This window comes from Pseudomonas sp. 9.2(2024) (genome assembly GCF_039695385.1).
Taxonomy (GTDB): Bacteria; Pseudomonadota; Gammaproteobacteria; order Pseudomonadales; family Pseudomonadaceae; genus Aquipseudomonas; species Aquipseudomonas paraglycinae.
On record NZ_CP155585.1, the window covers coordinates 5,942,648 to 5,964,038 of the forward strand.

Consider the following 21,391-nt stretch of genomic DNA (forward strand, 5'->3'; position numbering starts at 1 on the left):
GTCACCCGTTGGTGCCGGTGCCCCAGATGCTGCCCAGGCTTTGCAGCAACGAACCGCCGACACCCTGCTGACCGAGGTATTGCAGGAGGATCGGGGCAAACTGGCCGACCATCCCGCTGTCCATGCCCAACGCACCGAAGGCGTTGTTCAGGTCATTGGTGTCCTTGACGTTGCCCAGCGCATTTTCCAGCCCGGCGGACTTGCCCGACGAGCCGAGCAAGCCGCTCAACGCCGCCAGATTACCGCTGCCGCCCGACAGCTTGTCGATGCCCGGCACTTCCTTGGCCAGCTCGGAATAGTCCGTGTTGCTCAGTTGGTTCTTCGCCAGGCCCAGCATGGCACTGGTACCGCCGACCGCTTGCTGCGGCGTGACGTTCAGCGCGCTCAAGGCACTCAACAGACCGGCGGTTTCCGACGTCGGCGCCGCGGCGGCGGCCTTGTCCCCGCCCTGCATGCCCGCTACTGCACCGGCCACGTCATTCAAACTGAAACCGGCAAACACCGGCCCTGCCGCCAGGGTCAGGAGCGATGCCAGGGCAAAACCGCGTGAAATCTTCATTCAGACATCCTCTTGTGGCGTGAAGACCTTCCGTCAAGGGAGGGTCAAACTGCCCGGTTTGACCGGGCATCCGCCGGCATGTTCCGGCGCGGGCCAGCCATTTTCATACCGAAGGCGTGCATGAAACGTGAAAGTCCGAACGCCGGGCGATGAATGGCACATCCGCGGTTTTAGAACGCGAGGGACAGTTATATAAACCTCATAAAAAACGGCGACCCAGGGTCGCCGTTTTTTTATTGCCTCACCGCTTACGCCGCACTGAACAACTTGTGCGGATCAATCACAAACTTCTTCGGCACGCCGGCATCGAACTCGCCGTAGCCTTCCGGCGCCTGGTCGAGGCTGATGACCTGCACGCCCACCACTTCGGCGATGTTGATGCGGTCCCACATGATCGCCTGCATCAGCTGGCGGTTGTACTTCATCACCGGGGTCTGGCCGGTGTGGAAGCTGTGGGATTTGGCCCAGCCGAGGCCGAAGCGAATGCTCAGGCTGCCCATTTTCGCGGCAGCGTCCACGGCACCCGGATCTTCGGTCACGTACAGGCCCGGAATGCCGATCTTGCCAGCTACGCGCACCACGCCCATCAGCGAGTTGAGTACGGTGGCCGGAGCTTCGGATTTGACGCCGTCGTGACCATGACCACGGGCTTCGAAGCCCACGCAGTCCACCGCGCAATCCACTTCAGGTTCGCCCAGCAGCGCGGCGATCTGTTCGTGCAGCGGGGTGTCTTTCGACAGGTCGACCACTTCAAAACCCTGAGCCTTGGCGTGGGCCAGGCGGATGGTGTTGACGTCGCCGATGATCACCACCGCCGCGCCCAGCAGACGGGCCGAAGCAGCAGCGGCCAGGCCGACCGGGCCTGCGCCCGCGATGTAAACGGTGCTGCCCGGACCAACGCCAGCGGTGACGGCGCCGTGGTAACCGGTCGGCAGAATGTCGGAGAGGCAGGTCAGGTCACGGATTTTCTCCATGGCCTTGTCGCGGTCCGGCAGTTTCAGCAGGTTGAAGTCGGCGTACGGCACCAGCACGTATTCGGCCTGGCCGCCGGTCCAGTCGCCCATGTCGACGTAACCGTAGGCACCGCCGGCGCGGGCCGGGTTGACGGTCAGGCAGACGCCGGTGTGTTGCTCCTTGCAGGAACGGCAGCGCCCGCAAGCCACGTTGAACGGAACGGACACCAGATCGCCGATTTTCAGGCTTTCGACGTCGCTGCCCTTCTCGATCACTTCACCGGTGATCTCGTGTCCCAGCACCAGACCGACCTGAGCGGTGGTACGGCCGCGCACCATGTGCTGGTCGGAGCCGCAAATGTTGGTTGAAACCACACGCAGGATGACACCGTGCTCGATCTTCCTGCCGCGCGGATCCTGCATTTTCGGATAGTCGATTTTCTGTACTTCGACCTTGCCAGCGCCGAGATACACCACACCACGATTGCCAGACATGCTTTCACCTCGCTGTTGTTTTTATGGAACCGCGCCGCCCAGGCAGGCAGCACGTTAAGTGCTCGGGTTATTGCTTGTTGGTTTTGCGTTGTTATGACTTAAAGAACGACGGTGCGATTGGCGTTCAGGAACACCCTCCGCTCAATGTGATACCCCACGGCCCGGGCCAGGGTCAGGCCTTCGATGTCGCGGCCCTTGGCGATCAGGTCTTCGGGGTAATGACTGTGATCCACGGCCTCGACGCCCTGGGCGATGATCGGCCCCTCGTCGAGGTCGTTGTTGATGTAGTGCGCGGTGGCGCCCACCAGTTTCACGCCCTTGTTGTAGGCCTGGTGATACGGCTTGGCGCCCTTGAAGCCCGGCAGCAGCGAGTGATGAATGTTGATCGCCTTGCCATCGAGCTTGCGGCACAGCTCCGGCGACAGCACCTGCATGTAGCGGGCGAGGATCACCAGTTCGGCGCCAGCCTCCTCGATCACCTGCCACACCTGCCGCTCCTGGGCCGGTTTGTCGTTCGGGTCGAGGGGGAAATGGTAGTAGGGAATCTGGTGCCAGTCGGCCAGCGGCTTGAGGTCCGGGTGGTTCGACACCACCGCCGCCACGTCCATCGACAGCTGGCCGATGCGCTGGCGGTAGAGCAAGTCGTTGAGGCAGTGATCGGCCTTGGAGACCATTATCAAGACTTTTGGCCGGTAGTTCGGCGCGGTCAGCTCGAAGATCATGCCGAACGCCTGACCGCGTTCGGCGAGGCCGGCGCGGAAGGATTGCTCGTCGAAACCGTCGGGCTGACGGAATTCCACACGAATAAAGAAACGCCCCGAGAGGCGGTCATCGAACGAGTGGTGTTCGGTGACGTAACAGCCCTGCTCGAACAGAAAACGCGTCACCGCGTCCACGGTGCCGAGAACGCTGGGGCAGTCGGCGGTCAGAATCCATGTGTCTGGGGCGCGGCTCATGGTGCGGTGACTCCTGTTCTTTGTGCGGGGTGTCAGGGAGTTTTCCCCTCACCCTAGCCCTCTCCCGGAGGGAGAGGGGACTGACCGGGTTGTTCTTTCGAGCTACGCCGACGTGAAATACCGAGCCGAACTCAGGCTTTGAAACCAACCGAGATCAGCTCCCTTTCCCCCTCGCCCCCTTGGGGGAGAGGGTTGGGGTGAGGGGGCAAAAATCTCAGGCCCTACACGCAAGCAAGATCGACGCAATTCACCTCAAGCCTGAACGCTAAGGCCGTATTCTGCGGACGCATCCTGCAACCACAACCACCAGTAATCCGAGAAGCTGCGACGGATCAGCAGTTCCCAGGTGTCCTCAGCGGTGTGGCGGATCATCAGCTGCGACTTGGCGAACACCGTGCCGACCGCCTTGCCGACCGGGAAGTTGTTCGGGTGCACGTCGTAGCTGGTGGATTTCATCAGTACCTGACGCACGTTCGGGCCGCTCAATTCAAGCACTTGCTGGCCGCCGCTGACGTTGACGATGGCGATGTGCAGATCGCCCAGCGCTTCGCGCAGTTTCTGCTCGGCGGCGAACTCTTCACCGCTCGGCACAATCAGCAGCCACTCATCCGGGCCCATCCATTGCAGGCTGGTTTCGCCTTTGACGATCACACTCAGGGCGCCCGGCAATTCAATGCCCAGCGCCTTGTGCACACCGGCGGCGAACGCGGCATCGTGGCCATCGCCACGGATGGTCAGATGGCCGAGGAGTTTCTTCTCGCGCACGGTCACGCCGGCGGTCTTGCGGCCCTTGCCGACCAGGCTGGCGAGGTCGGCGTGATGCAGCGACGACTCGGCCTTGGCCCCGGTGGTCGGGCGTTGTTGGTAAACGTTGGCTGCGGTCATAAAGCACCCTTCCTGAATTCGGTGTCGCTCCCGCGCCAGGCGCGGGAGCGATCAATTAGATGTTCTGGCGATCGCCTTTCGGATCGAAGAACACCGAAGAAACGATTTCCGCCTCGATCACGCTGCCATCCGCCAGCGGTGCGAACACCCGCTCGCCCATGCGCTTGAGACCGCCCTTCACCACGCCCATGGCAAACGAATAGCCGAGGGAGTTGTGCGCGTAGCTGGAGGTCACGTGGCCGACCATGGTCATCGGGATCGACTGCTTGGTGTTGAACACCAGCTGTGCACCTTCCGGCAGCCATACGTTCGGATCGATCGGCTTCAGGCCCACCAGCTGTTTACGCTGGTCACGCACGCAGTCTTCACGGTTCATGCCGCGCTGGCCGATCCACGAGAACGGTTTGGTGCGACCGACGCACCAGCCCATGTTCAGGTCGTCCGGGGTCATCGAGCCGTCGGTGTCCTGGCCGACGATGATGAAGCCCTTCTCCGCCCTCAAGACGTGCATGGTTTCAGTGCCGTACGGGGTCAGGTTGTACTGCTTGCCCGCCTCGACGATTTTTTCCAGCACGCCCATCGCGTAGTCGGCCTGGACGTTGACTTCGTACGACAGCTCACCGGTGAACGAGATGCGGAACACCCGTGCCGGTACACCGCCGACCAGACCTTCTTTCCAGGTCATGAACGGAAACGCTTCGTTGGCCAGGTCGATGTCGGTCACGGCGCTGAGCAGCTTGCGGCTGTTCGGGCCGGACAGGGTCATGGTCGCCCAGTGATCGGTGACGGAGGTGAAGTACACCTTCAGGTCCGGCCATTCGGTCTGGTGGTACAGCTCCAGCCACTGCAGGACGCGAGCCGCGCCGCCGGTGGTTGTGGTCATGACGAAATGGTTGTCGGCCAGACACGCCGTCACACCGTCGTCGAAGACCATGCCGTCTTCCTTGCACATCAGGCCATAACGGGCCTTGCCCACGTCGAGCTTGGTCCAGGCGTTGGTGTACACGCGATTGAGGAACTCGCGGGCGTCCGGGCCCTGGATGTCGATCTTGCCCAGGGTCGAAGCGTCCAGCAGACCGACGCTGTCGCGCACAGCCTTGCATTCGCGTTTGACGGCGGCATGCATGTCTTCGCCGTTTTTCGGGAAGTACCACGGACGTTTCCACTGACCGACGTCTTCGAACTCGGCGCCGTTTTTCAGGTGCCATTGATGCAGTGCCGTGTAACGCACAGGTTCGAAGATGTGCCCGCAGTGACGACCGGCTACCGCGCCGAAAGTGACCGGCGTGTAGTTCGGACGGAACATCGTGGTGCCCATCTGCGGGATGGTCACGTTCAGCGAGCGGGCGGCAATCGCCAGGCCGTTGACGTTGCCGAGCTTGCCCTGATCGGTGCCGAAGCCCAGCGCGGTGTAGCGTTTGACGTGCTCGACCGACTCGAAACCTTCGCGGGTCGCCAGCTCGATGGCCGCGGCGGTCACGTCGTTCTGCAGGTCGACGAATTGCTTCGGCGCCCGCGAAGTGCCCTTCTCGTGCGGCACCTGGAACAGCGCCAACGTCGGCTCTTCCAGACGGCTCAGGGCTTTCGGCAACACGGCTTCAACGGTCTGGAAACCGGCTTCGGACGCAGCGCGCACTCCGCCTTCAAAACCGTCAGCCAGAGAATCGCCAAGACCGTAGACGCCATTGATGCCACCGACGCACACGCGTTTCTGCGGTGCTTCGCCCGGTACGAAGCCGAGGATGTCTTCGCGCCAGATCGGCTTGCCGCCGAGGTGCGACGCCAGGTGAACCACCGGGCTGTAACCGCCGGAGCTGGCGATCAGGTCGCAGTCGAGCCATTCGCCGGGGCTGGTGACCTTATGGCCTTTGACATCGATCGCCGCCACGCGGGCAGCGGTGACGTGCTTGCTGCCACGGGCCTCGATCACGGCGCTGCCGGTGAGGATGCGAATGCCTTTGGCGCGCGCTTCTTCGACCAATGCGCCACGCGGATTGCTGCGGGCGTCGGCGATGGCGACCACTTGCAGGCTGGCATCGAGCCAGTCCAGCGCCACGCGGTAGGCGTGATCGTTGTTGGTCGACAGCACCAGCTTCTTGCCCGGTGCCACGCCGTAACGGCGCACGTAAGTCGACACCGCGCCGGCGAGCATGTTGCCCGGCACGTCGTTGTTGCCGTAGACCAGCGGACGCTCGTGAGCGCCGGTTGCCAGCACCACACGCTTGGCGCGGACGCGGTGGATGCGCTGACGCACTTGGCCGATCGGCGCGCGGTCACCGAGGTGATCGGTGAGGCGTTCATGAATGGTCAGGAAGTTGTGGTCGTGGTAGCCGTTGACCGTGGCGCGCGGCAACAGCAGCACGTCCGGAGTACTCTTCAATTCAGCGATGACGCCGGCCACCCATTCCATCGCCGGTTTGCCGTCGAGGCTTTCGCGAGAATCGAGCAGGCTGCCGCCGAACTCTTCCTGTTCATCGGCGATGATCACCCGCGCACCACTGCGGGCAGCAGCCAGTGCTGCGGCCAGACCGGCCGGGCCGGCGCCGACGATCAGCACGTCGCAGTGCTGGTTCATGTAGTCGTAGGTGTCCGGATCGACTTCGGTCGGCGAACGACCAAGACCTGCGGCCTTGCGAATGTATTTCTCGTAAGTCATCCAGAACGATTGCGGGTACATGAAGGTTTTGTAGTAGAAACCCGGCGGCATCAGCTTGCCGCCGACCTTGCCGAGAATCCCCATCATGTCGTTGTTGACGCTCGGCCAGCCGTTGGTGCTGGTGGCGACCAGGCCCTGGTACAACGCCTGTTGCGTGGCGCGCACGTTAGGAATCTGGGTGGCTTCGGTAGCACCGATCTGCAGCACCGCGTTCGGCTCTTCGGCACCGGCGGCGAAGATGCCGCGCGGACGCGAATACTTGAAGCTGCGGCCAATGATGTCGACGCCGTTGGCCAGCAGGGCTGCGGCCAGCGAGTCGCCTTCAAAACCTTTGTAGGTCTGGCCGTTGAAGGTGAAGCTCAGCACTTTGTTGCGGTCGATCCGTCCACCGTTGGACAGGCGATTGGTCTGGCTCATACCTTCTCTCCCAGCGCCGTCGTGGCTGTTTTCGCAGTGTCAGCCTTGTCGGTGAATTGCGGCTTGGTGCCGATCTTGTAGGTTTCGAGAATCTCGTAGGTCACGGTGTCGCGGGTGACGTTGAAGTACTGGCGGCAACCGGCGACGTGATCCCACAACTCGTGGTGCAGACCGCGCGGGTTGTCGCGGAAGAACATGTAGTCGCCCCACTCCTCGTCGGTGCAGCTGTTCGGATCCAGCGGACGCGGAATGTGCGCCTGACCGGATGCATGGAATTCCTCTTCGGAGCGCAGTTCGCCGCAGTGAGGACAGAAGATATGCAACATGGGGATTTCTCCTGTTAGTGGGCGACAGCCGCAGCGCCGTGTTCGTCGATCAACGCACCGTTGTGGAAACGGTCGATGGAGAAAGGTGCGGCCAGCGGGTGCATTTCACCCTTGGCCAGACTCGCGGCAAACACGTTGCCCGAGCCAGGTGTGGCCTTGAAGCCGCCGGTGCCCCAACCGCAGTTGAAGAACATGTTCGGTACCGGGGTTTTCGAAATGATCGGGCAGGCGTCCGGCGTGGTGTCGACGATGCCGCCCCACTGACGGTTCATGCGCACTCGCGACAGCACCGGGAACATCTCGACGATGGCCTGGATGGTGTGCTCGATCACCGGGTACGAACCGCGCTGGCCGTAGCCGTTGTAGCCGTCGATACCGGCGCCGATCACCAGGTCGCCCTTGTCGGACTGGCTGATGTAACCGTGCACGGCATTGGACATGATCACGCTGTCGATAATCGGTTTGATCGGCTCGGACACCAGCGCTTGCAGCGGGTGGGATTCGATCGGCAGACGGAAACCGGCGAGCTTGGCCATGTGCCCGGAGTTACCGGCGGTGACCACACCGACGCGTTTGGCGCCGATGAAGCCCTTGTTGGTTTCAACACCGATGCACACGCCGTTTTCCTTGCGGAAACCGATTACTTCGGTCTGCTGGATCAAGTCCACACCGAGGGCGTCGGCGGCACGGGCAAAGCCCCAGGCCACGGCATCGTGACGGGCCACGCCGCCGCGACGCTGAACGGTCGCGCCCATCACCGGGTAGCGGGTGTTTTTCGAGCAGTCGAGGTACGGAATTTCGTCCGCGACCTGCTTGGCGTTGAGCAGTTCGCCGTCGACGCCGTTGAGGCGGTTGGCGCTGACCCGACGCTCGGAATCACGGATGTCCTGCAGGGTGTGGCACAGGTTGTAGACGCCGCGCTGGGAGAACATCACGTTGTAGTTCAGGTCCTGAGACAGGCCTTCCCACAGTTTCATCGCGTGTTCGTACAGGTGCGCCGACTCGTCCCACAGGTAGTTGGAGCGAACGATGGTGGTGTTGCGCGCGGTGTTACCGCCGCCCAGCCAGCCCTTTTCGACCACGGCCACGTTGGTGATGCCGTGCTCCTTGGCCAGATAGTAGGCGGTCGCCAGACCATGCCCGCCGCCACCGACGATGACCACGTCGTAGACCTTTTTCGGGGTAGGCGTGCGCCACATGCGCTGCCAGTTTTCGTGGTGGCTGAGGGAGTGTTTGAAGAGGCCGAAGCCCGAATAGCGTTGCATAGTCATGTACTCCAGAACGCTCAGCGATAAACCGGGAAGTCAGCGCACAGGGCCGAAACCTGCTGGGCGACGTTGGCCTCGACATCGGCATCGCCGAGGTTGTCGAGGATGTCGCAGATCCAGCCGGCCAGCGTCACGCACTGGGTCACCTTGAAGCCGCGGGTGGTCACCGCCGGGGTGCCGATGCGCAGGCCGGAGGTCACGAACGGCGACTGCGGGTCGTTCGGTACGGCGTTCTTGTTGACGGTGATGTGCGCGCGACCGAGGGCGGCGTCGGCGTCCTTACCGGTGAGGCCCTGACGGATCAGGCTGACCAGGAACAGGTGGTTGTCGGTGCCGCCGGACACTACATCGTAGCCACGTTTGATAAAGACGCTCGCCATCGCCTGGGCGTTGTCGATCACTTGTTGCTGATAGGCCTTGAAGCCAGGCTCCAGTGCTTCCTTGAAGCACACGGCCTTGCCGGCGATGACGTGCATCAGCGGGCCGCCCTGGGCGCCGGGGAATACCGCCGCGTTGAGCTTCTTCTCGATTTCTTCGTTGGCCTTGGCCAGGATCAGCCCGCCACGCGGACCGCGCAGGGTCTTGTGAGTGGTGGTGGTGACCACGTCGGCGTACGGCAGCGGGTTCGGGTACAGACCGGCAGCCACCAGACCGGCGACGTGAGCCATGTCGACGAACAGCAGCGCACCGACCTTGTCGGCGATCTGACGGAAGCGCGGGAAGTCGAGGGTTTTCGAGTAGGCCGAGAAACCGGCGACGATCATTTTCGGTTTGCACTCGACGGCCAGACGCTCGACTTCGTCGTAATCGATCAGGCCGGTCTTGGTGTCGATGCCGTACTGCACGGCGTTGTACAGTTTGCCCGAAGACGAAACCTTGGCGCCGTGGGTCAGGTGACCGCCGTGGGCCAGGCTCATGCCCAGAATGGTGTCGCCCGCTTGCAACAGGGCCAGGTACACGGCGCTGTTGGCCGAGGAACCGGAGTGCGGCTGGACGTTGGCGTAATCGGCGCCGAACAGCTGCTTGGCGCGCTCGATGGCCAGGGCTTCGACCTTGTCGACGTGCTCGCAGCCTCCGTAGTAGCGCTTGCCCGGATAGCCTTCGGCGTATTTGTTGGTCAGGCCGCTGCCTTGCGCTTCCATCACGCGCTTGCTGGTGTAGTTCTCCGACGCGATCAGCTCGATGTGATCTTCCTGACGTTGCTCCTCGGCATTCATCGCCGCCAGCAGTGCATCGTCGTAACCCTGGATCTGGTCTTGCTTGCTGAACATCGCGTCTCTCCCAGCGGCATCTGTGCGCCATTCGTCTCGGTAAGGCACGGCGTTCAGCCAATGCCCTTTGATGCGATGGTATGGCCGGCGCAGGGAGGTCAAATGCCTACGGACGCCACGCAAAGGTGCGTTTACGACATGGCGGCGGCGACGGACTCAAACAAGTAGCTGGCGCAAGGCCAGAAGAACCATGAAATGCGCGGGATAGAGCGCATACGCCCAGCGCCGCATGGGTGGCGCGTGGAGGTAAGTGGCTTGTCGCAACAGGAACATTCCGAGCAGTGGCGCGATCAGGCAAGTCACAATCCCGAGGATGGCGACAATGTTGCCGAACTGCGCGGATTCGTAGAGCGTCCGCCATTGATTCGCGGCCAGACACAGCAGGCCCGGCAGCAAGCTGAAATACCAGGGCCGACGAAACACCAGCAACATCGCCAGCGGCAGCAGGACGCCGAACAGACCGAACATCAGTCGCTCCGGGAACATCGCCGCCAACAGCAGCGCGCCGACGGCCAGCAATCGCGAAATCAGCGCTCGCGCCTGCCAGCCCCGCGCCACCAGCAGGCCCAGCGCCAGCGTCGGCATCACGTTCAACGTGTCGGGCTCTGGAATGTACAAACGGTAGGGAATTTCACTCACGGCGCTGAACAGCAACAACCAGCCCAGATAACGCCATTCGGTCTTGCGCGCGCCGTCACGGGCCAGGTTCGCCGCCATCGCCAGGCAGAACCACGGGAACGCCAGCCGTCCCGGCACATACAGCCAATCGGCGCTGATCCCGACATATCGCAAGTGATCGAGCAGCATGCTCAGCAGCGCCAGCCACTTGAGCAGATCGAGTGCGCCGTCGCGCCGGCTCAGGTGCATAATCGGCTCGCATCCTTGTAAAGTTCTGACAGCGACATCCCGTGTGCTCCCCGGATGATCTTCGGTACAGTGCGCACCATCATTGACCCCACGAAGCGCCACAAGCGCCTCGATCACGGAAGCCGGCCATGACCGACAAGAGCCAACAATTCGCCAGCGACAACTATTCCGGTATCTGCCCTGAAGCCTGGGCTGCCATGGAACAGGCCAACCACGGCCACCAGCGCGCCTATGGCGACGATGAGTGGACAGCACGCGCCTCCGATTATTTCCGCAAGCTGTTCGAGACCGACTGCGAAGTGTTCTTCGCCTTCAACGGCACCGCCGCCAACTCCCTCGCGCTGTCGTCGCTGTGCCAGAGTTACCACAGCGTGATCTGCTCGGAAACCGCCCACGTCGAAACCGACGAATGCGGCGCTCCGGAATTCTTCTCCAACGGTTCGAAACTGCTGATCGCCGGGACTGAAAACGGCAAGATCACCCCGGCTTCGATCCGCGAAGTCGCGCTCAAGCGCCAGGACATCCACTACCCGAAACCGCGCGTCGTGACCCTGACCCAGGCCACCGAAGTCGGCAGCGTCTACACCCCGGAAGAAGTCCGCGCCATCAGCGATACCTGCAAGGAACTGGGCCTGAACCTGCACATGGACGGCGCGCGTTTCTCCAACGCCTGCGCATTCCTCGGCTGCTCGCCGGCGGACCTGACCTGGAAGGCCGGCGTCGACGTGCTGTGCTTCGGCGGCACGAAGAACGGCATGGCGGTGGGTGAGGCGATCCTGTTCTTCAACCACAAACTGGCCGAAGACTTCGATTACCGCTGCAAACAGGCCGGGCAACTGGCCTCGAAAATGCGCTTTCTGTCGGCGCCGTGGGTCGGCATCCTGGAAAACGACGCCTGGCTCAAATACGCCCGCCACGCCAACCACTGCGCGCAACTGCTGGCCGAACTGGTCAGCGACATCCCGGGCGTGGAACTGATGTTCCCGGTCCAGGCCAACGGCGTGTTCCTGCAACTCTCGGAACCGGCCATCGCCGCCCTGACCGCGCGCGGCTGGCGCTTCTACACCTTCATCGGCAAGGGCGGCGCGCGCTTCATGTGCTCGTGGGACACCGAAGAGGAACGCGTACGCGAACTGGCGCGCGACATCCGCGAAGTCATGTCGGCCTGATTTATCCCCTCCTCCTGATCGTTCCCACGCTCTGCGTGGGAATGCCTCCCGGGACGCTCCGCGTTCCTGCCGCACCGCCGATGCAACGCCAGGCATCGTCATGACGCGGAGCGTCAAAGGCTGCATTCCCACGCGGAGCATGGGAACGATCTCACGCCACAGCTCCTCCCCCTCCTGTTTCAGCTCCATCGTCTACATTGTCTGTCGAGCCATCACTCACATAACAATAAGCAGGAGCTTGCGCATGTCGCTTAAAGGCAAAACCTTGTTCATCACTGGCGCCAGCCGTGGCATCGGGCGCGAGATTGCGCTGCGGGCTGCACAGGACGGGGCCAATATCGTGATCGCGGCCAAGAGCGCCGAGCCGCACGCCAAGTTGCCCGGCACCATCCACAGCGTCGCCGCTGAAGTCGAAGCGGCCGGCGGCAAGGCCCTGGCGCTGCAACTGGATGTGCGGGATGAGGAGGCGGTGCGACAGGCGCTGGCCCAGGCCAATCAACATTTTGGCGGGATCGATGCGCTGGTGAACAACGCCGGGGCGATCAAACTGACCGGCGTGCAGCACATCGAGCTCAAGCGTTTCGATCTGATGCACCAGATCAACACCCGCGCGGTGTTGTTGTGCAGCCAGGCCGCCCTGCCCTATTTGAAGAAGTCCTCCGGCCACATCCTCAACCTTTCACCGCCGCTGAATCTGGCCAGTAAATGGTTCGCCCAGTACAGCCCCTACACCGTGACCAAATACGGCATGAGCATGCTGACGGTCGGGATGAGCGAGGAGTTTGCCAACTACGGCATCAGCGTCAATTCGCTGTGGCCGCAGACCATGATTGCCACGGCGGCCATCGAGTTTCAGCTGGGCAATCGGGAGTCGTTCAAGCATGCGCGCACGCCAGCGATCATGGCGGATGCGGCGCATGTGATTCTGAGCAGCAGCGGGCGGCGGATTACCGGGCGGTTGTTGATTGATGAAGAGATCTTGCGCGAAAGCGGCGTGAGCGAATTCGACCACTATCGGTTTGAGCCGAAGAGTGACGCGAAGTTGATGACGGATCTGTTTATCGACTGAGCATTTTCAGAATAGACCTACACCAGGACCTACATAAACCAAACAGGCTTCGCCATAGACTGCCTGCTCCTTTTTCGAGGAGTGCTGACTATGGCGAACCCTGCCTACATGACCATTACCGGCAAGACTCAAGGCCTTATTTCAGCCGGGTGTTCGACCCCGGAATCGGTCGGCAACAAATACCAGAAAGCCCATACCGATGAAATCATGGTGTTCGCCTTGAGCCATGAAATGCGCCGCGACAACAACCTCGGCAAAGCCGTCCACCAACCGGTCATCATCACCAAAGCGGTCGACAAATCTTCCCCCTTGCTGGCCCAGGCGCATTCGAACAGCGAAGAACTCGAATGCACGATCAGCCTTTACCGAACCTCGCCTCAAGGTCAGCAGGAGAAGTTTTATTCAATTTCCCTCGATGGGGCCGTTCTGGCTGAACTCTCGCAGGAAGTGCCCCACGTCATTCTGCAAAACGACGCTCAACCTCAAGAACAACTGGCCATTCGTTACCGCGGCATCAGTTGGGTACACCACATTGCGGGCACCACCGGCCATACCTCGTGGGGCAGCCAGGATTGAACCCTCGATCACATGATCCCTGCGGCGTTGAGGATGCCGCAGGCAACTTGCTCAGCCAGGCGCTGACCGCCAGTGCTCGCCATCTGGCGTTCGGCATCGCGCGGGTGCAGTTCAATCAACAAGTCGCATATTTCGCCAAGCACATCACCGATGAGGTTGCCGCCGGACGCCTGACTCCGGAGCAGGGAATCCTTGCGCTTGTGCAGGAACAACACAACCTGCTGAACCAGTCTCGGATCCTGCAGCAAAACAGGCACGGAGCGATCACCGGCACGGCCAAGGCACGACGCTTGTCGATGCTCCCACAGCCTGCAGCAACTCCCGATCCGGAACGTCTGCTGCGGGCCGCTCACCAGCAGAACCTGAAAGTGACACGCCCGAACTCAGCCCCGCCCTCCTCTCCGCGTCCGGTCAACGACTTGCGAATGGTTCCCCGCGAGCATTGGCCGCAGGAGCTGCCGGCGCCCGAAGAGCCGGGGTTCTACATCGTGCCGAAAAGCGTGTCCGCCGAGAAACTTCAGGCGCAGCTGTTTGCGTCGCCAAACCCGAGTGTCATCGCCAAATTCAAAAGCCTGAATCCACTGGAGGACGTGGTGAAGGCCGGATCGATGATTGTTCTGAGTGATCCAGACAATCAGCAATGCACTTATGAAGAATCACTGCTGATGGAAACCGCGCACATCGTCAGCATGGCGCTGGCGCCGTTGACGGTGGAAGAGGCGGACTTTTTTGCCCAGCACTATGAGGTCATCAGAAGGACGCTTTCAGATGGGTCAAAAGTTATTGGGGTTGGTACTGCCATGGCGGCTAATCATCTGGATGGCATAAAAGCCGCTTTGAAAGACATTGAGGCATTGCATATCAGCACTATCGAGACCAATGGCAGCCTGAACTCAAAAGCATTCAAAAAGCGGCGCGCCGAATTACTTCAACGGCTGGACGGACAGCTAACCGGATTGACGAAGAAAGTCATTGGCCTCCCTGATCACCCAAACCTCAAGATCGCTCTAGGAATCGAGCATCCGCACCTGGTGCACCGCTGGAGGAAGGCTGGCGGCATCGGCCAGCCGCCCGGGTACGCCACTCACATTCAAGGCGTGGTGAAAGCCTCGCAATACGTAAAATATGGCGGATGGATTGGTACGGCCGTGGCTGGCGGAGCCTCGGCAATGAAGGTTCAGGATGTCTGTACGAACGAGAACGCCGAGGAGTGCGAAAAGATTAAATTCACCGAAACCGGAAGTTTTCTGGGTGGAGCTGTCGGTTCTGCTGTAGGTGCAAGCACGGCCTCCACCATTTGCGTAGCACTCGGGGTATCCAGTGCAGGAATCGGTGGGGCACTGTGCGGGATCGTGGTTGCGGGAGCCGGATCCTTTACGGTCGGCTATATGGGCGAAAAAGGCGGCGAAATCGCCGGTGAATTGATTTACGAGAAAACCCGATGAGTTATGAAACTGCAAGAGATGCCTTTATCATTCTAAACATCATAAACGTCGCCGCACTCATAATAATCAACTGCATCGTTTTATATATCGCAAAAACAAAAATAGAACTAATAATGAACAGCCTTCAAAACAGTTCGATCGCCGGAGGCCTTATGATGCTATGGCATGGAGGCGTGCGGGGGCGGATCTACATGATGGGGGAAATTTTTAGCTTCCTGAAACGTCCAGAAATCTACCTTTACCAAGGGAAACTGAGCGCAAAAGATATTAAAAATTTTCCGCCAGACTTCAAACGCACGCTACTTACACTATATAAATATCAGAGAATTTCCGGCTTAACTTTTTTGCTCTTTGGACTTCTCGCCGCATTAGAAATTATTTAAAAACAGCAACTAATGACTTCATACGATCTCCCCTACGAGAGATCGCCCCCAAGCCTGCAAACTGAATTCAATATTCGATCCGAACATCCCCCTTCGGCACACTGCAGCAAGAAAGAATGTACCCCTCCGCCTCGTCGTCCTCGGTGATCCCACCGTTGTGATCCATCTCCACCTCGCCGCCCAGCTTGAGCACCTTGCACGTCCCGCAGATCCCCATGCCGCAGGCTTTCGGGATCATCAGGCCGACCTTCGCAGCCGCCGCATGCACGGTCTCGCCCGGGGCCACACGGATGCTCTTGTCCGAAGAGGTGAATTCCACCAGGTGCAGATCCGCCGCCGGGACTTCCGGTGCTTCCGCCGCCTGTTCCGCCTGCTCCACCGCATCGGCGCGGGCTTCCGGTGGCGTGGCGCCGAAGGATTCCTCGTGATAGCGCTTCATGTCGTAGCCGGCGTTTTCCAGCAGGCGTTTGACCGCCGTCATGTACGGCGTCGGGCCGCAGCAGAAGACTTCGCGCTCGAGGAAGTCCGGCACCATCAGTTCCAGCATCTTGTGGTTGAGGTAGCCGCGATAGCCGGCCCACGGCTCGCCCAGCCCATGCTTTTCGCAGATCAGGTGCAGGCTGAAGTTGTCGATCCGCGACGCCATGTGTTCCAGCTCGCGGTGGTAAATGATGTCTTTCGGTGAGCGAGCGCTGTGAATGAACGTCATGTCGACGTTGCCGTTGGTGTCGTAGAACCAGCGCGCCATGGACATCACTGGTGTGATGCCGACACCACCGCTCAGGTACAGCACTTTCGGGCTCGGGAAATCGATGGCGTTGAACAGCCCGACCGGGCCGTGTACCGCCAGCTCCTGGCCTTCATGCAGCGTGTCGTGCAGCCAGTTGGACACCTTGCCCCCCGGCACGCGCTTGATGGTCACCGAAAAGCTGTACGGCACCGACGGCGAGCTGGAGATGGTGTACGAACGCATGATCGGCTGGCCTTCGATCTCCAGCTCCAGGGTCACGAACTGTCCGGGCTTGAAGAAGAACAGGATCGGCTGGTCGGCCATGAAGCAGAAGGTGCGCACATCCCAGGTTTCCTGGATGACTTTGACGCAACGGACGATGTGTCGGCCATTGGCCCAGGTCTGGGTGGTGACCGGATTCAGGAAGCTGTTCGACATGCTGTTCTCCACGGCCGACTGTCGGCCTTCATGTGGCGATTCTGCGTATAGCGCGAACGCCCCGTTTACCTATCCGCGACATTGACATACTTATCGCGACCAGCCCCCAACCACCGGGGGTTGCGCGTCGGGAACAGATTGCACCATGTCGCCCATGGATAAGGTTCCGGGCAGCGGCGGCCCCACACTCGCCCCAACACAAACAGATTCTTTACACCTTGCGTAGCACCCCTTAGCCGCACACCCGATCAGCCACTTTCGCGGCCACGCAGATGGCCTTGAGGATTACATCGATGGACACCGCAAAAATCAGCCTGGGCGACCCGCTGGAACCCGCACGCAAGGCCACCGCACAAATGCTGCAGGAACGCGAGCGCACCTACTCCCTGCCGCAGCCGTTCTACAGCGACGAGCGGCTGTTCGATATCGACATGCAGGAGATCTTCCAGAAAGAGTGGTTGATCGCCGGCATGACCTGCGAAATCCCGGCCAAGGGCAACTACATCACCCTGCAGATCGGCAAGAACCCGATCATCGTGATTCGCGGCGCCGAAGGCGTGGTGCACGCGTTCCACAACGTCTGCCGCCACCGAGGCTCGCGCCTGTGCACCAGCGACAAGGGCAAGGTCGCCAAACTGGTCTGCCACTATCACCAGTGGACGTATGAGCTGGACGGTCGCCTGCTGTTCGCCGGCACCGAAATGGGCGCCGACTTCGACATGAAGCAGTACGGCCTCAAACCGGTGAACGTGAAGACTGCCGGCGGCTACATCTTCATCAGCCTGGCGGAGAACCCGCCGGCCATCGATGACTTCCTGTCGACCCTGAACCACTACATGGAACCGTACGACATGGAGAACACCAAGGTGGCGATTACCACCACCTTGATGGAAAAGGCCAACTGGAAACTGGTGCTGGAAAACAACCGCGAGTGCTACCACTGCAGCGGCTCTCACCCGGAACTGTTGAAAACCCTGCTGGAATGGGACGACGTCACCGACCCGCGTGCCGATCAGGCGTTCAAGGATCACGTCGCCGCCTCCGCCGCTGCCTGGGAAGCCGAGAAGATCCCTTACGCCCACGCCAGTTTCGGCCTGCGCAACCGCATCGTGCGCATGCCGCTGCTCAAGGGCACCGTGTCGATGACCATGGACGGCAAACAGGGCTGCGCCAAACTGATGGGCCGGATCAAGAACCCGGACCTGGGCTCGATGCGCATCCTGCACTTGCCGCACTCGTGGAACCACTGCATGGGCGACCACATCATCGTATTCACCGTGTGGCCGATCAGCGCTCAGGAAACCATGGTCACCACCAAATGGCTGGTGCACAAGGATGCGGTCGAAGGCGTGGATTACGACGTCGAACGCATGCGCAAGGTGTGGGACGCGACCAACGATCAGGACCGTCGTCTGGCCGAAGAGAACCAGCGCGGGATCAACTCCACCGCGTACCAGCCGGGCCCGTACTCCAAGACCTATGAGTTCGGCGTGGTCAATTTCGTGGATTGGTACAGCGAGCGGATGCTGAGCAATCTCGGCGCCGAGCCTGCACCGTACCTCAAAGGCGTGCCGGTCCAAGGCTGATTGCATCTGACCGATCGTTCCCACGCTCTGCGTGGGAATGCAGCCGGGGACGCTCTGCGTCCCAAAAGCGGACGCAGAGCGTCCATTGAGGCATTCCCACGCGGACGGTTCGACGCCTCGACGTGGGAACGATCATGGCGTCCTTATAGCAACCGCATCATTGCGATGACCACCTTACCGAGCCATCCTCCCCGATAAACTCCTCGAAAATCTCCTCCCCCACCAACCTGATCTTCGCGTACCCATTCAACACCCGCAGCGGATAGTCCGGATCGTTGGCATCCTGCGTCTCCGAAAACAGCACCCGCGAATGCCCGTTCAGTTCGCTGGTGGTGCCATAGGGAATCGCTCCATGCCCGGCACAGCGCGCATGCAGCCCACCCTGCGGCGCATAGACGATGCCATTGTGCAGATGCCCCCAATACCAGTAATCCGGCTCACGCCCCAGCGCATCGCACACCGGTTGATACAGCGCGGTCTTGTTGTGCCCGGTGATGTCGAAGCCCTGATGGTGGCTGAGCACCATGAGTTTGTTGCGTTTGGGCAGACCTTTCATCCACTCGATCTGCGGCTTGTTCAGGGTGCCATCCATGTACAGGTTCATGACGTCCGAGGCGTACGCCGTGTCCAGTCCGACAATCAGCCAGTCGTCGTTGATCAGGGCAAAGTAGCTGGTGCCCTGCTGCCCCGGAAAACGCGCGGCCAGTTCCTTGAAATAGCCGTGGGCGCCGCTGTACATCTCGTGGTTGGAATTGAGGGTGAACGAACCATGGGTGCCCATCGGCCAGCCGGCCATGTCGGTGTCTTCCTGGGAGTGGGTGCCGGCGTAATAAACGTCCCCCAGGTGAATGGTGAAATCGGCATTGGCCAGTTGCATCTGGTTGGCCACCGATACCGCCGGCGCATGGCTGTTGAACGGCCCGGTGCCCCAGTCGCCGGCAATTGCCAGCGTCACTTCGCGATCCATTGTCACCAGCGCCGGATCGGTGCCGAAGGTCGCGTGATGGCGCAGGTTTTCGATCCACTTGAGCAGCGCCTCGCTCCACAGCAGATCCAGCAGCTCCCATTTGCGACAGCCCAGCAGCGTGCCGTCCTTGAGTACCTTGGTTTGTAGTTGATCGGGCGATTGCGGCAGCGGCGTCGCGTTGCCGATACGCAGGATCGACAAACCGTGGGCCAACTCCCACGGCACGGCCGGCTCGTCGGTCGGCAACTCGCCGTGCTTGAGCACGTATTGCGCCTGATCGTGACCGCGCTGGAGCAACTTGATGATGGCTTGAAACTCCTGCGGCTCCAGCTCGCTGATGAGCTTCATCCAGGCCATTTCGATGCGCGTGAACAAGCCGTGCAGGCGCACCTTGACCTTGTCGTATTCGTGTTTCAGATGACCGACCGCTGACATGGCGTAATCCTCTATCCGTAGGGGGTTCACAGGGTTTTCATGAATTCGATCAGCGCACGCTTGTCGTCGTCCGACAGCGTCGTGCCGTACAGGTGACCGCTGTTGTGGTTGCCTTCCAGACGCGTGTCGTAGGTGAAGTCAGCCGAGGCCTTGGCCTGGGCGCCGCTGGTCACGAAGCCGACGTTGACCGGGTCGTAGACATCGGAGCCGGTGATGAACACCTGCGGACGTTTTTCCGGCGGTTGCAGCAAGTCCCACAAGGTCGGTACCGAACCGTTGTGCAGGTACGGCGCGCGCAACCAGATGCCGTCGGTGGGCGTGTTGCTGTAGCTCTGGGTCTTGCGGTAGGCGCCGAAATCGAACGGCGGTTTCTTGAAGGTGTGGAAGGCCGCCACCAGCCCGGTGGTGAACGAGTTCAGCCGGTGCGGATCGGTGCCGAGCTGGTCGATGTTGGTGGTGACCTGCCCGGTGTCGACGCGACCGAAATCGTGACAACCCGCGCAGTTAGCCTCCCACACCGGTTTGCCCTGAGCTACCTTGGCCTGATCCAGTGCCCACGGCCACGCCGGCGCCTTGTGCCCAAGCAGCCAGTTGGTCACCCGGTTGAAACTCGGCGGCAGCACCGATTCCGGCGTCGCGCCCACGGCCATCGCAGCCGCGTAGTTGCGCTCGTGGATCTTGTTGTTATTGCCGTCCCAGTGCAGGTACATCGATTCCCGGGGTTTCTGATTCCACACTTGCGGCAGGTCGACGGTGCCGATGGTCGAGTCATCCGGGAAGCCGAACACCACCATTTTCGTCGGGTTGAAGGTGTCGGTGCGCCCCGGTCCCTGTTGCGGGCGCAGTTTCTGCCAGGCGTAGGCCTGCTTCTGTTCGAGCAGCGCGGTCTTGGCCATCGGGATGATCAGGTAACGGTTGTAGATCTTCTCGAAGAAGCCCAGCTGGAATTTGCTGTTGATTGCCGCCATCACTGCGTCGGTGGTGAATTTCGGATCGCTGGCGCAATCGTAGGCGAACCACTGGAAGGCTTGCAGTTGCAGGGTGTTGGCCGGTGCACTCGGCACATTGACGGCAACGTCGCTGGCATTCGCCCGGTAGGAGCCGGTGTGGCACAGCGCGCAGTTCGGCTCGACGGTCGGGTAGCCGATCTGTCGTTTGGCCATGCCGATCGGCAGGTCCTTGCCGTTCTCGAACAGGAAACCGAAGACTTCCCAGCCACCGGGTTTCGGCAGTTTTTCCGGGCACATCTGCGGCAGCACGGAGAACAGGTAATACGGAATTCGCGCTTCGATACCGAGACCGATGGCGGCGTATTTATAGTGATCTTCGTCGGAGGCGTAATCCTGCTCCGGCACCACGCGCAGCATCTGATACCAGGTCTGGTAACCGATGAACGCCAGCAGCGCCACCACGACCAGCGTGCCGACCTTGAACGCGTGACTCTGCCACTGCCGCGCCCACGCTGCGCGCCATTCGCGCCAGCCGTCACAGAGCAGCGTCAGCGGTCGGTTTTCAGGGGTGGTGCCGAGGTACAGCAGGATGCCGAGGATCAGGAGGAAACTCAGGTCGCCCATCAACATCGGTACGAACACCGAACCCTGGCTGCTGGTGTTGATCAGGTAGATCCAGAACGCCACGGCGATCAGCCGTGTCAGCACGCACAGCCAGGAATGCACCACGTAGCGCGGCGCGTTGAAGCCCGACGGCATGTAGAACACGCTGATGCACACCAGCAGCATCCCGGCGTTTTCCAGCCACGGGTCGGAGAGTTGCGGCGGCAGGCCGACCACCGATGTCAGCAACCCCGGCGCGAACAGCGCCGGGATCGCGAACACCATGTTCATCGCAATGCCGAGCCAGATGAAGCGTTGAAACCAGCGGATGTAGCTGTCCATATCAGTTCCCCAGATCGTTCCCCCGTCGAAGCGTCGAACCGTCCG

The 21,391-nt window shown here is 61.1% G+C and carries 18 protein-coding genes; 6 read left to right on the plus strand and 12 right to left on the minus strand.

Annotated features, from left to right (window positions below; all coding sequences use genetic code 11):
* Position 1 precedes the first annotated feature (1 nt).
* The 9 genes from ABFB52_RS26920 to ABFB52_RS26960 form a co-directional block, all read right to left on the minus strand.
* Positions 2-559: a DUF2780 domain-containing protein gene (locus tag ABFB52_RS26920; RefSeq protein ID WP_129972197.1), complete on the minus strand. Its 558-nt coding sequence runs from the start codon at positions 557-559 to the stop codon at positions 2-4.
* A gap of 248 nt (positions 560-807) precedes the next feature.
* Entirely contained in the window at positions 808-2,007 is a 1,200-nt protein-coding gene (fdhA, locus tag ABFB52_RS26925; protein ID WP_085746628.1) for a formaldehyde dehydrogenase, glutathione-independent, read from the minus strand.
* A 98-nt stretch (positions 2,008-2,105) separates the two neighbouring features.
* Complete coding sequence (gene purU, locus ABFB52_RS26930; protein ID WP_129972198.1) at positions 2,106-2,963, minus strand: formyltetrahydrofolate deformylase; 858 nt, start codon at positions 2,961-2,963, stop codon at positions 2,106-2,108.
* Between the two features lie 252 nt (positions 2,964-3,215).
* Positions 3,216-3,848, minus strand: coding sequence for a sarcosine oxidase subunit gamma family protein (soxG, locus tag ABFB52_RS26935; RefSeq protein ID WP_064599941.1), 633 nt, complete (start codon positions 3,846-3,848; stop codon positions 3,216-3,218).
* A 55-nt stretch (positions 3,849-3,903) separates the two neighbouring features.
* Positions 3,904-6,921 (minus strand): sarcosine oxidase subunit alpha, encoded by a 3,018-nt coding sequence (locus ABFB52_RS26940; protein WP_129972199.1) that lies wholly within the window; start codon positions 6,919-6,921, stop codon positions 3,904-3,906.
* Positions 6,918-7,247: a sarcosine oxidase subunit delta gene (locus ABFB52_RS26945; RefSeq protein ID WP_011336273.1), complete on the minus strand. Its 330-nt coding sequence runs from the start codon at positions 7,245-7,247 to the stop codon at positions 6,918-6,920. Before ABFB52_RS26945 ends, ABFB52_RS26940 begins: the two co-directional genes overlap by 4 nt.
* Positions 7,248-7,261: 14 nt before the next feature.
* Positions 7,262-8,512 carry a sarcosine oxidase subunit beta gene (locus ABFB52_RS26950; RefSeq protein WP_003206307.1) on the minus strand — a complete coding sequence of 417 codons (1,251 nt, stop codon included), beginning with the start codon at positions 8,510-8,512 and terminating at the stop codon, positions 7,262-7,264.
* Between the two features lie 20 nt (positions 8,513-8,532).
* Positions 8,533-9,786: a serine hydroxymethyltransferase gene (gene glyA, locus ABFB52_RS26955; protein WP_102685725.1), complete on the minus strand. Its 1,254-nt coding sequence runs from the start codon at positions 9,784-9,786 to the stop codon at positions 8,533-8,535.
* 156 nt (positions 9,787-9,942) lie between these two features.
* On the minus strand, positions 9,943-10,653 hold the full coding sequence (locus tag ABFB52_RS26960) for a TraX family protein (RefSeq protein WP_129972200.1): 711 nt from the start codon (positions 10,651-10,653) through the stop codon (positions 9,943-9,945).
* A gap of 128 nt (positions 10,654-10,781) precedes the next feature.
* Between ABFB52_RS26960 and ABFB52_RS26965 the strand changes: the two genes are divergently transcribed.
* The 5 genes from ABFB52_RS26965 to ABFB52_RS26985 all read left to right on the plus strand — a co-directional run bounded on the left by ABFB52_RS26965 (position 10,782) and on the right by ABFB52_RS26985 (position 15,295).
* The gene (locus ABFB52_RS26965; RefSeq protein ID WP_007959802.1) at positions 10,782-11,822 is read left to right on the plus strand and encodes a low specificity L-threonine aldolase; all 1,041 of its coding nucleotides are present in this window, start codon (positions 10,782-10,784) and stop codon (positions 11,820-11,822) included.
* 244 nt (positions 11,823-12,066) lie between these two features.
* On the plus strand, positions 12,067-12,891 hold the full coding sequence (locus ABFB52_RS26970; RefSeq protein ID WP_129972201.1) for an NAD(P)-dependent oxidoreductase: 825 nt from the start codon (positions 12,067-12,069) through the stop codon (positions 12,889-12,891).
* A gap of 90 nt (positions 12,892-12,981) precedes the next feature.
* On the plus strand, positions 12,982-13,467 hold the full coding sequence (locus ABFB52_RS26975; RefSeq protein WP_011336278.1) for an Hcp family type VI secretion system effector: 486 nt from the start codon (positions 12,982-12,984) through the stop codon (positions 13,465-13,467).
* A gap of 47 nt (positions 13,468-13,514) precedes the next feature.
* Positions 13,515-14,912: a hypothetical protein gene (locus tag ABFB52_RS26980; protein ID WP_256656661.1), complete on the plus strand. Its 1,398-nt coding sequence runs from the start codon at positions 13,515-13,517 to the stop codon at positions 14,910-14,912.
* Positions 14,909-15,295 (plus strand): hypothetical protein, encoded by a 387-nt coding sequence (locus ABFB52_RS26985; RefSeq protein WP_085746636.1) that lies wholly within the window; start codon positions 14,909-14,911, stop codon positions 15,293-15,295. Before ABFB52_RS26980 ends, ABFB52_RS26985 begins: the two co-directional genes overlap by 4 nt.
* Before the next feature lie 67 nt (positions 15,296-15,362).
* On the opposite strand, the gene gbcB is transcribed toward ABFB52_RS26985, so the two are convergent.
* Complete coding sequence (gene gbcB, locus ABFB52_RS26990; RefSeq protein WP_011336281.1) at positions 15,363-16,463, minus strand: glycine-betaine demethylase subunit GbcB; 1,101 nt, start codon at positions 16,461-16,463, stop codon at positions 15,363-15,365.
* A 293-nt stretch (positions 16,464-16,756) separates the two neighbouring features.
* Between gbcB and gbcA the strand changes: the two genes are divergently transcribed.
* A complete protein-coding gene (gene gbcA, locus ABFB52_RS26995; protein ID WP_085746637.1) occupies positions 16,757-18,049 on the plus strand; it encodes a glycine-betaine demethylase subunit GbcA in 1,293 nt (430 codons plus the stop codon).
* Between the two features lie 157 nt (positions 18,050-18,206).
* Here the strand turns inward: gbcA and ABFB52_RS27000 are convergent, their stop codons facing one another.
* Both ABFB52_RS27000 and ABFB52_RS27005 read right to left on the minus strand, forming a co-directional pair.
* Entirely contained in the window at positions 18,207-19,451 is a 1,245-nt protein-coding gene (locus ABFB52_RS27000; protein ID WP_129972203.1) for a metallophosphoesterase, read from the minus strand.
* Positions 19,452-19,477: 26 nt separating this feature from the next.
* Positions 19,478-21,346, minus strand: coding sequence for a hypothetical protein (locus ABFB52_RS27005; RefSeq protein WP_129972204.1), 1,869 nt, complete (start codon positions 21,344-21,346; stop codon positions 19,478-19,480).
* Between the last annotated feature and the right edge of the window lie 45 nt (positions 21,347-21,391).

What these genes read in the sequence shown, in the direction of transcription:
- ABFB52_RS26920 (WP_129972197.1), bottom strand. Translation starts at nt 559, where the DNA reads ATGAAGATTTCACGCGGTTTTGCCCTGGCATCGCTCCTGACCCTGGCG.
- fdhA (WP_085746628.1), bottom strand. Translation starts at nt 2,007, where the DNA reads ATGTCTGGCAATCGTGGTGTGGTGTATCTCGGCGCTGGCAAGGTCGAA.
- purU (WP_129972198.1), bottom strand. Translation starts at nt 2,963, where the DNA reads ATGAGCCGCGCCCCAGACACATGGATTCTGACCGCCGACTGCCCCAGC.
- soxG (WP_064599941.1), bottom strand. Translation starts at nt 3,848, where the DNA reads ATGACCGCAGCCAACGTTTACCAACAACGCCCGACCACCGGGGCCAAG.
- ABFB52_RS26940 (WP_129972199.1), bottom strand. Translation starts at nt 6,921, where the DNA reads ATGAGCCAGACCAATCGCCTGTCCAACGGTGGACGGATCGACCGCAAC.
- ABFB52_RS26945 (WP_011336273.1), bottom strand. Translation starts at nt 7,247, where the DNA reads ATGTTGCATATCTTCTGTCCTCACTGCGGCGAACTGCGCTCCGAAGAG.
- ABFB52_RS26950 (WP_003206307.1), bottom strand. Translation starts at nt 8,512, where the DNA reads ATGCAACGCTATTCGGGCTTCGGCCTCTTCAAACACTCCCTCAGCCAC.
- glyA (WP_102685725.1), bottom strand. Translation starts at nt 9,786, where the DNA reads ATGTTCAGCAAGCAAGACCAGATCCAGGGTTACGACGATGCACTGCTG.
- ABFB52_RS26960 (WP_129972200.1), bottom strand. Translation starts at nt 10,653, where the DNA reads ATGCACCTGAGCCGGCGCGACGGCGCACTCGATCTGCTCAAGTGGCTG.
- ABFB52_RS26965 (WP_007959802.1), top strand. Translation starts at nt 10,782, where the DNA reads ATGACCGACAAGAGCCAACAATTCGCCAGCGACAACTATTCCGGTATC.
- ABFB52_RS26970 (WP_129972201.1), top strand. Translation starts at nt 12,067, where the DNA reads ATGTCGCTTAAAGGCAAAACCTTGTTCATCACTGGCGCCAGCCGTGGC.
- ABFB52_RS26975 (WP_011336278.1), top strand. Translation starts at nt 12,982, where the DNA reads ATGGCGAACCCTGCCTACATGACCATTACCGGCAAGACTCAAGGCCTT.
- ABFB52_RS26985 (WP_085746636.1), top strand. Translation starts at nt 14,909, where the DNA reads ATGAGTTATGAAACTGCAAGAGATGCCTTTATCATTCTAAACATCATA.
- gbcB (WP_011336281.1), bottom strand. Translation starts at nt 16,463, where the DNA reads ATGTCGAACAGCTTCCTGAATCCGGTCACCACCCAGACCTGGGCCAAT.
- gbcA (WP_085746637.1), top strand. Translation starts at nt 16,757, where the DNA reads ATGGACACCGCAAAAATCAGCCTGGGCGACCCGCTGGAACCCGCACGC.
- ABFB52_RS27000 (WP_129972203.1), bottom strand. Translation starts at nt 19,451, where the DNA reads ATGTCAGCGGTCGGTCATCTGAAACACGAATACGACAAGGTCAAGGTG.
- ABFB52_RS27005 (WP_129972204.1), bottom strand. Translation starts at nt 21,346, where the DNA reads ATGGACAGCTACATCCGCTGGTTTCAACGCTTCATCTGGCTCGGCATT.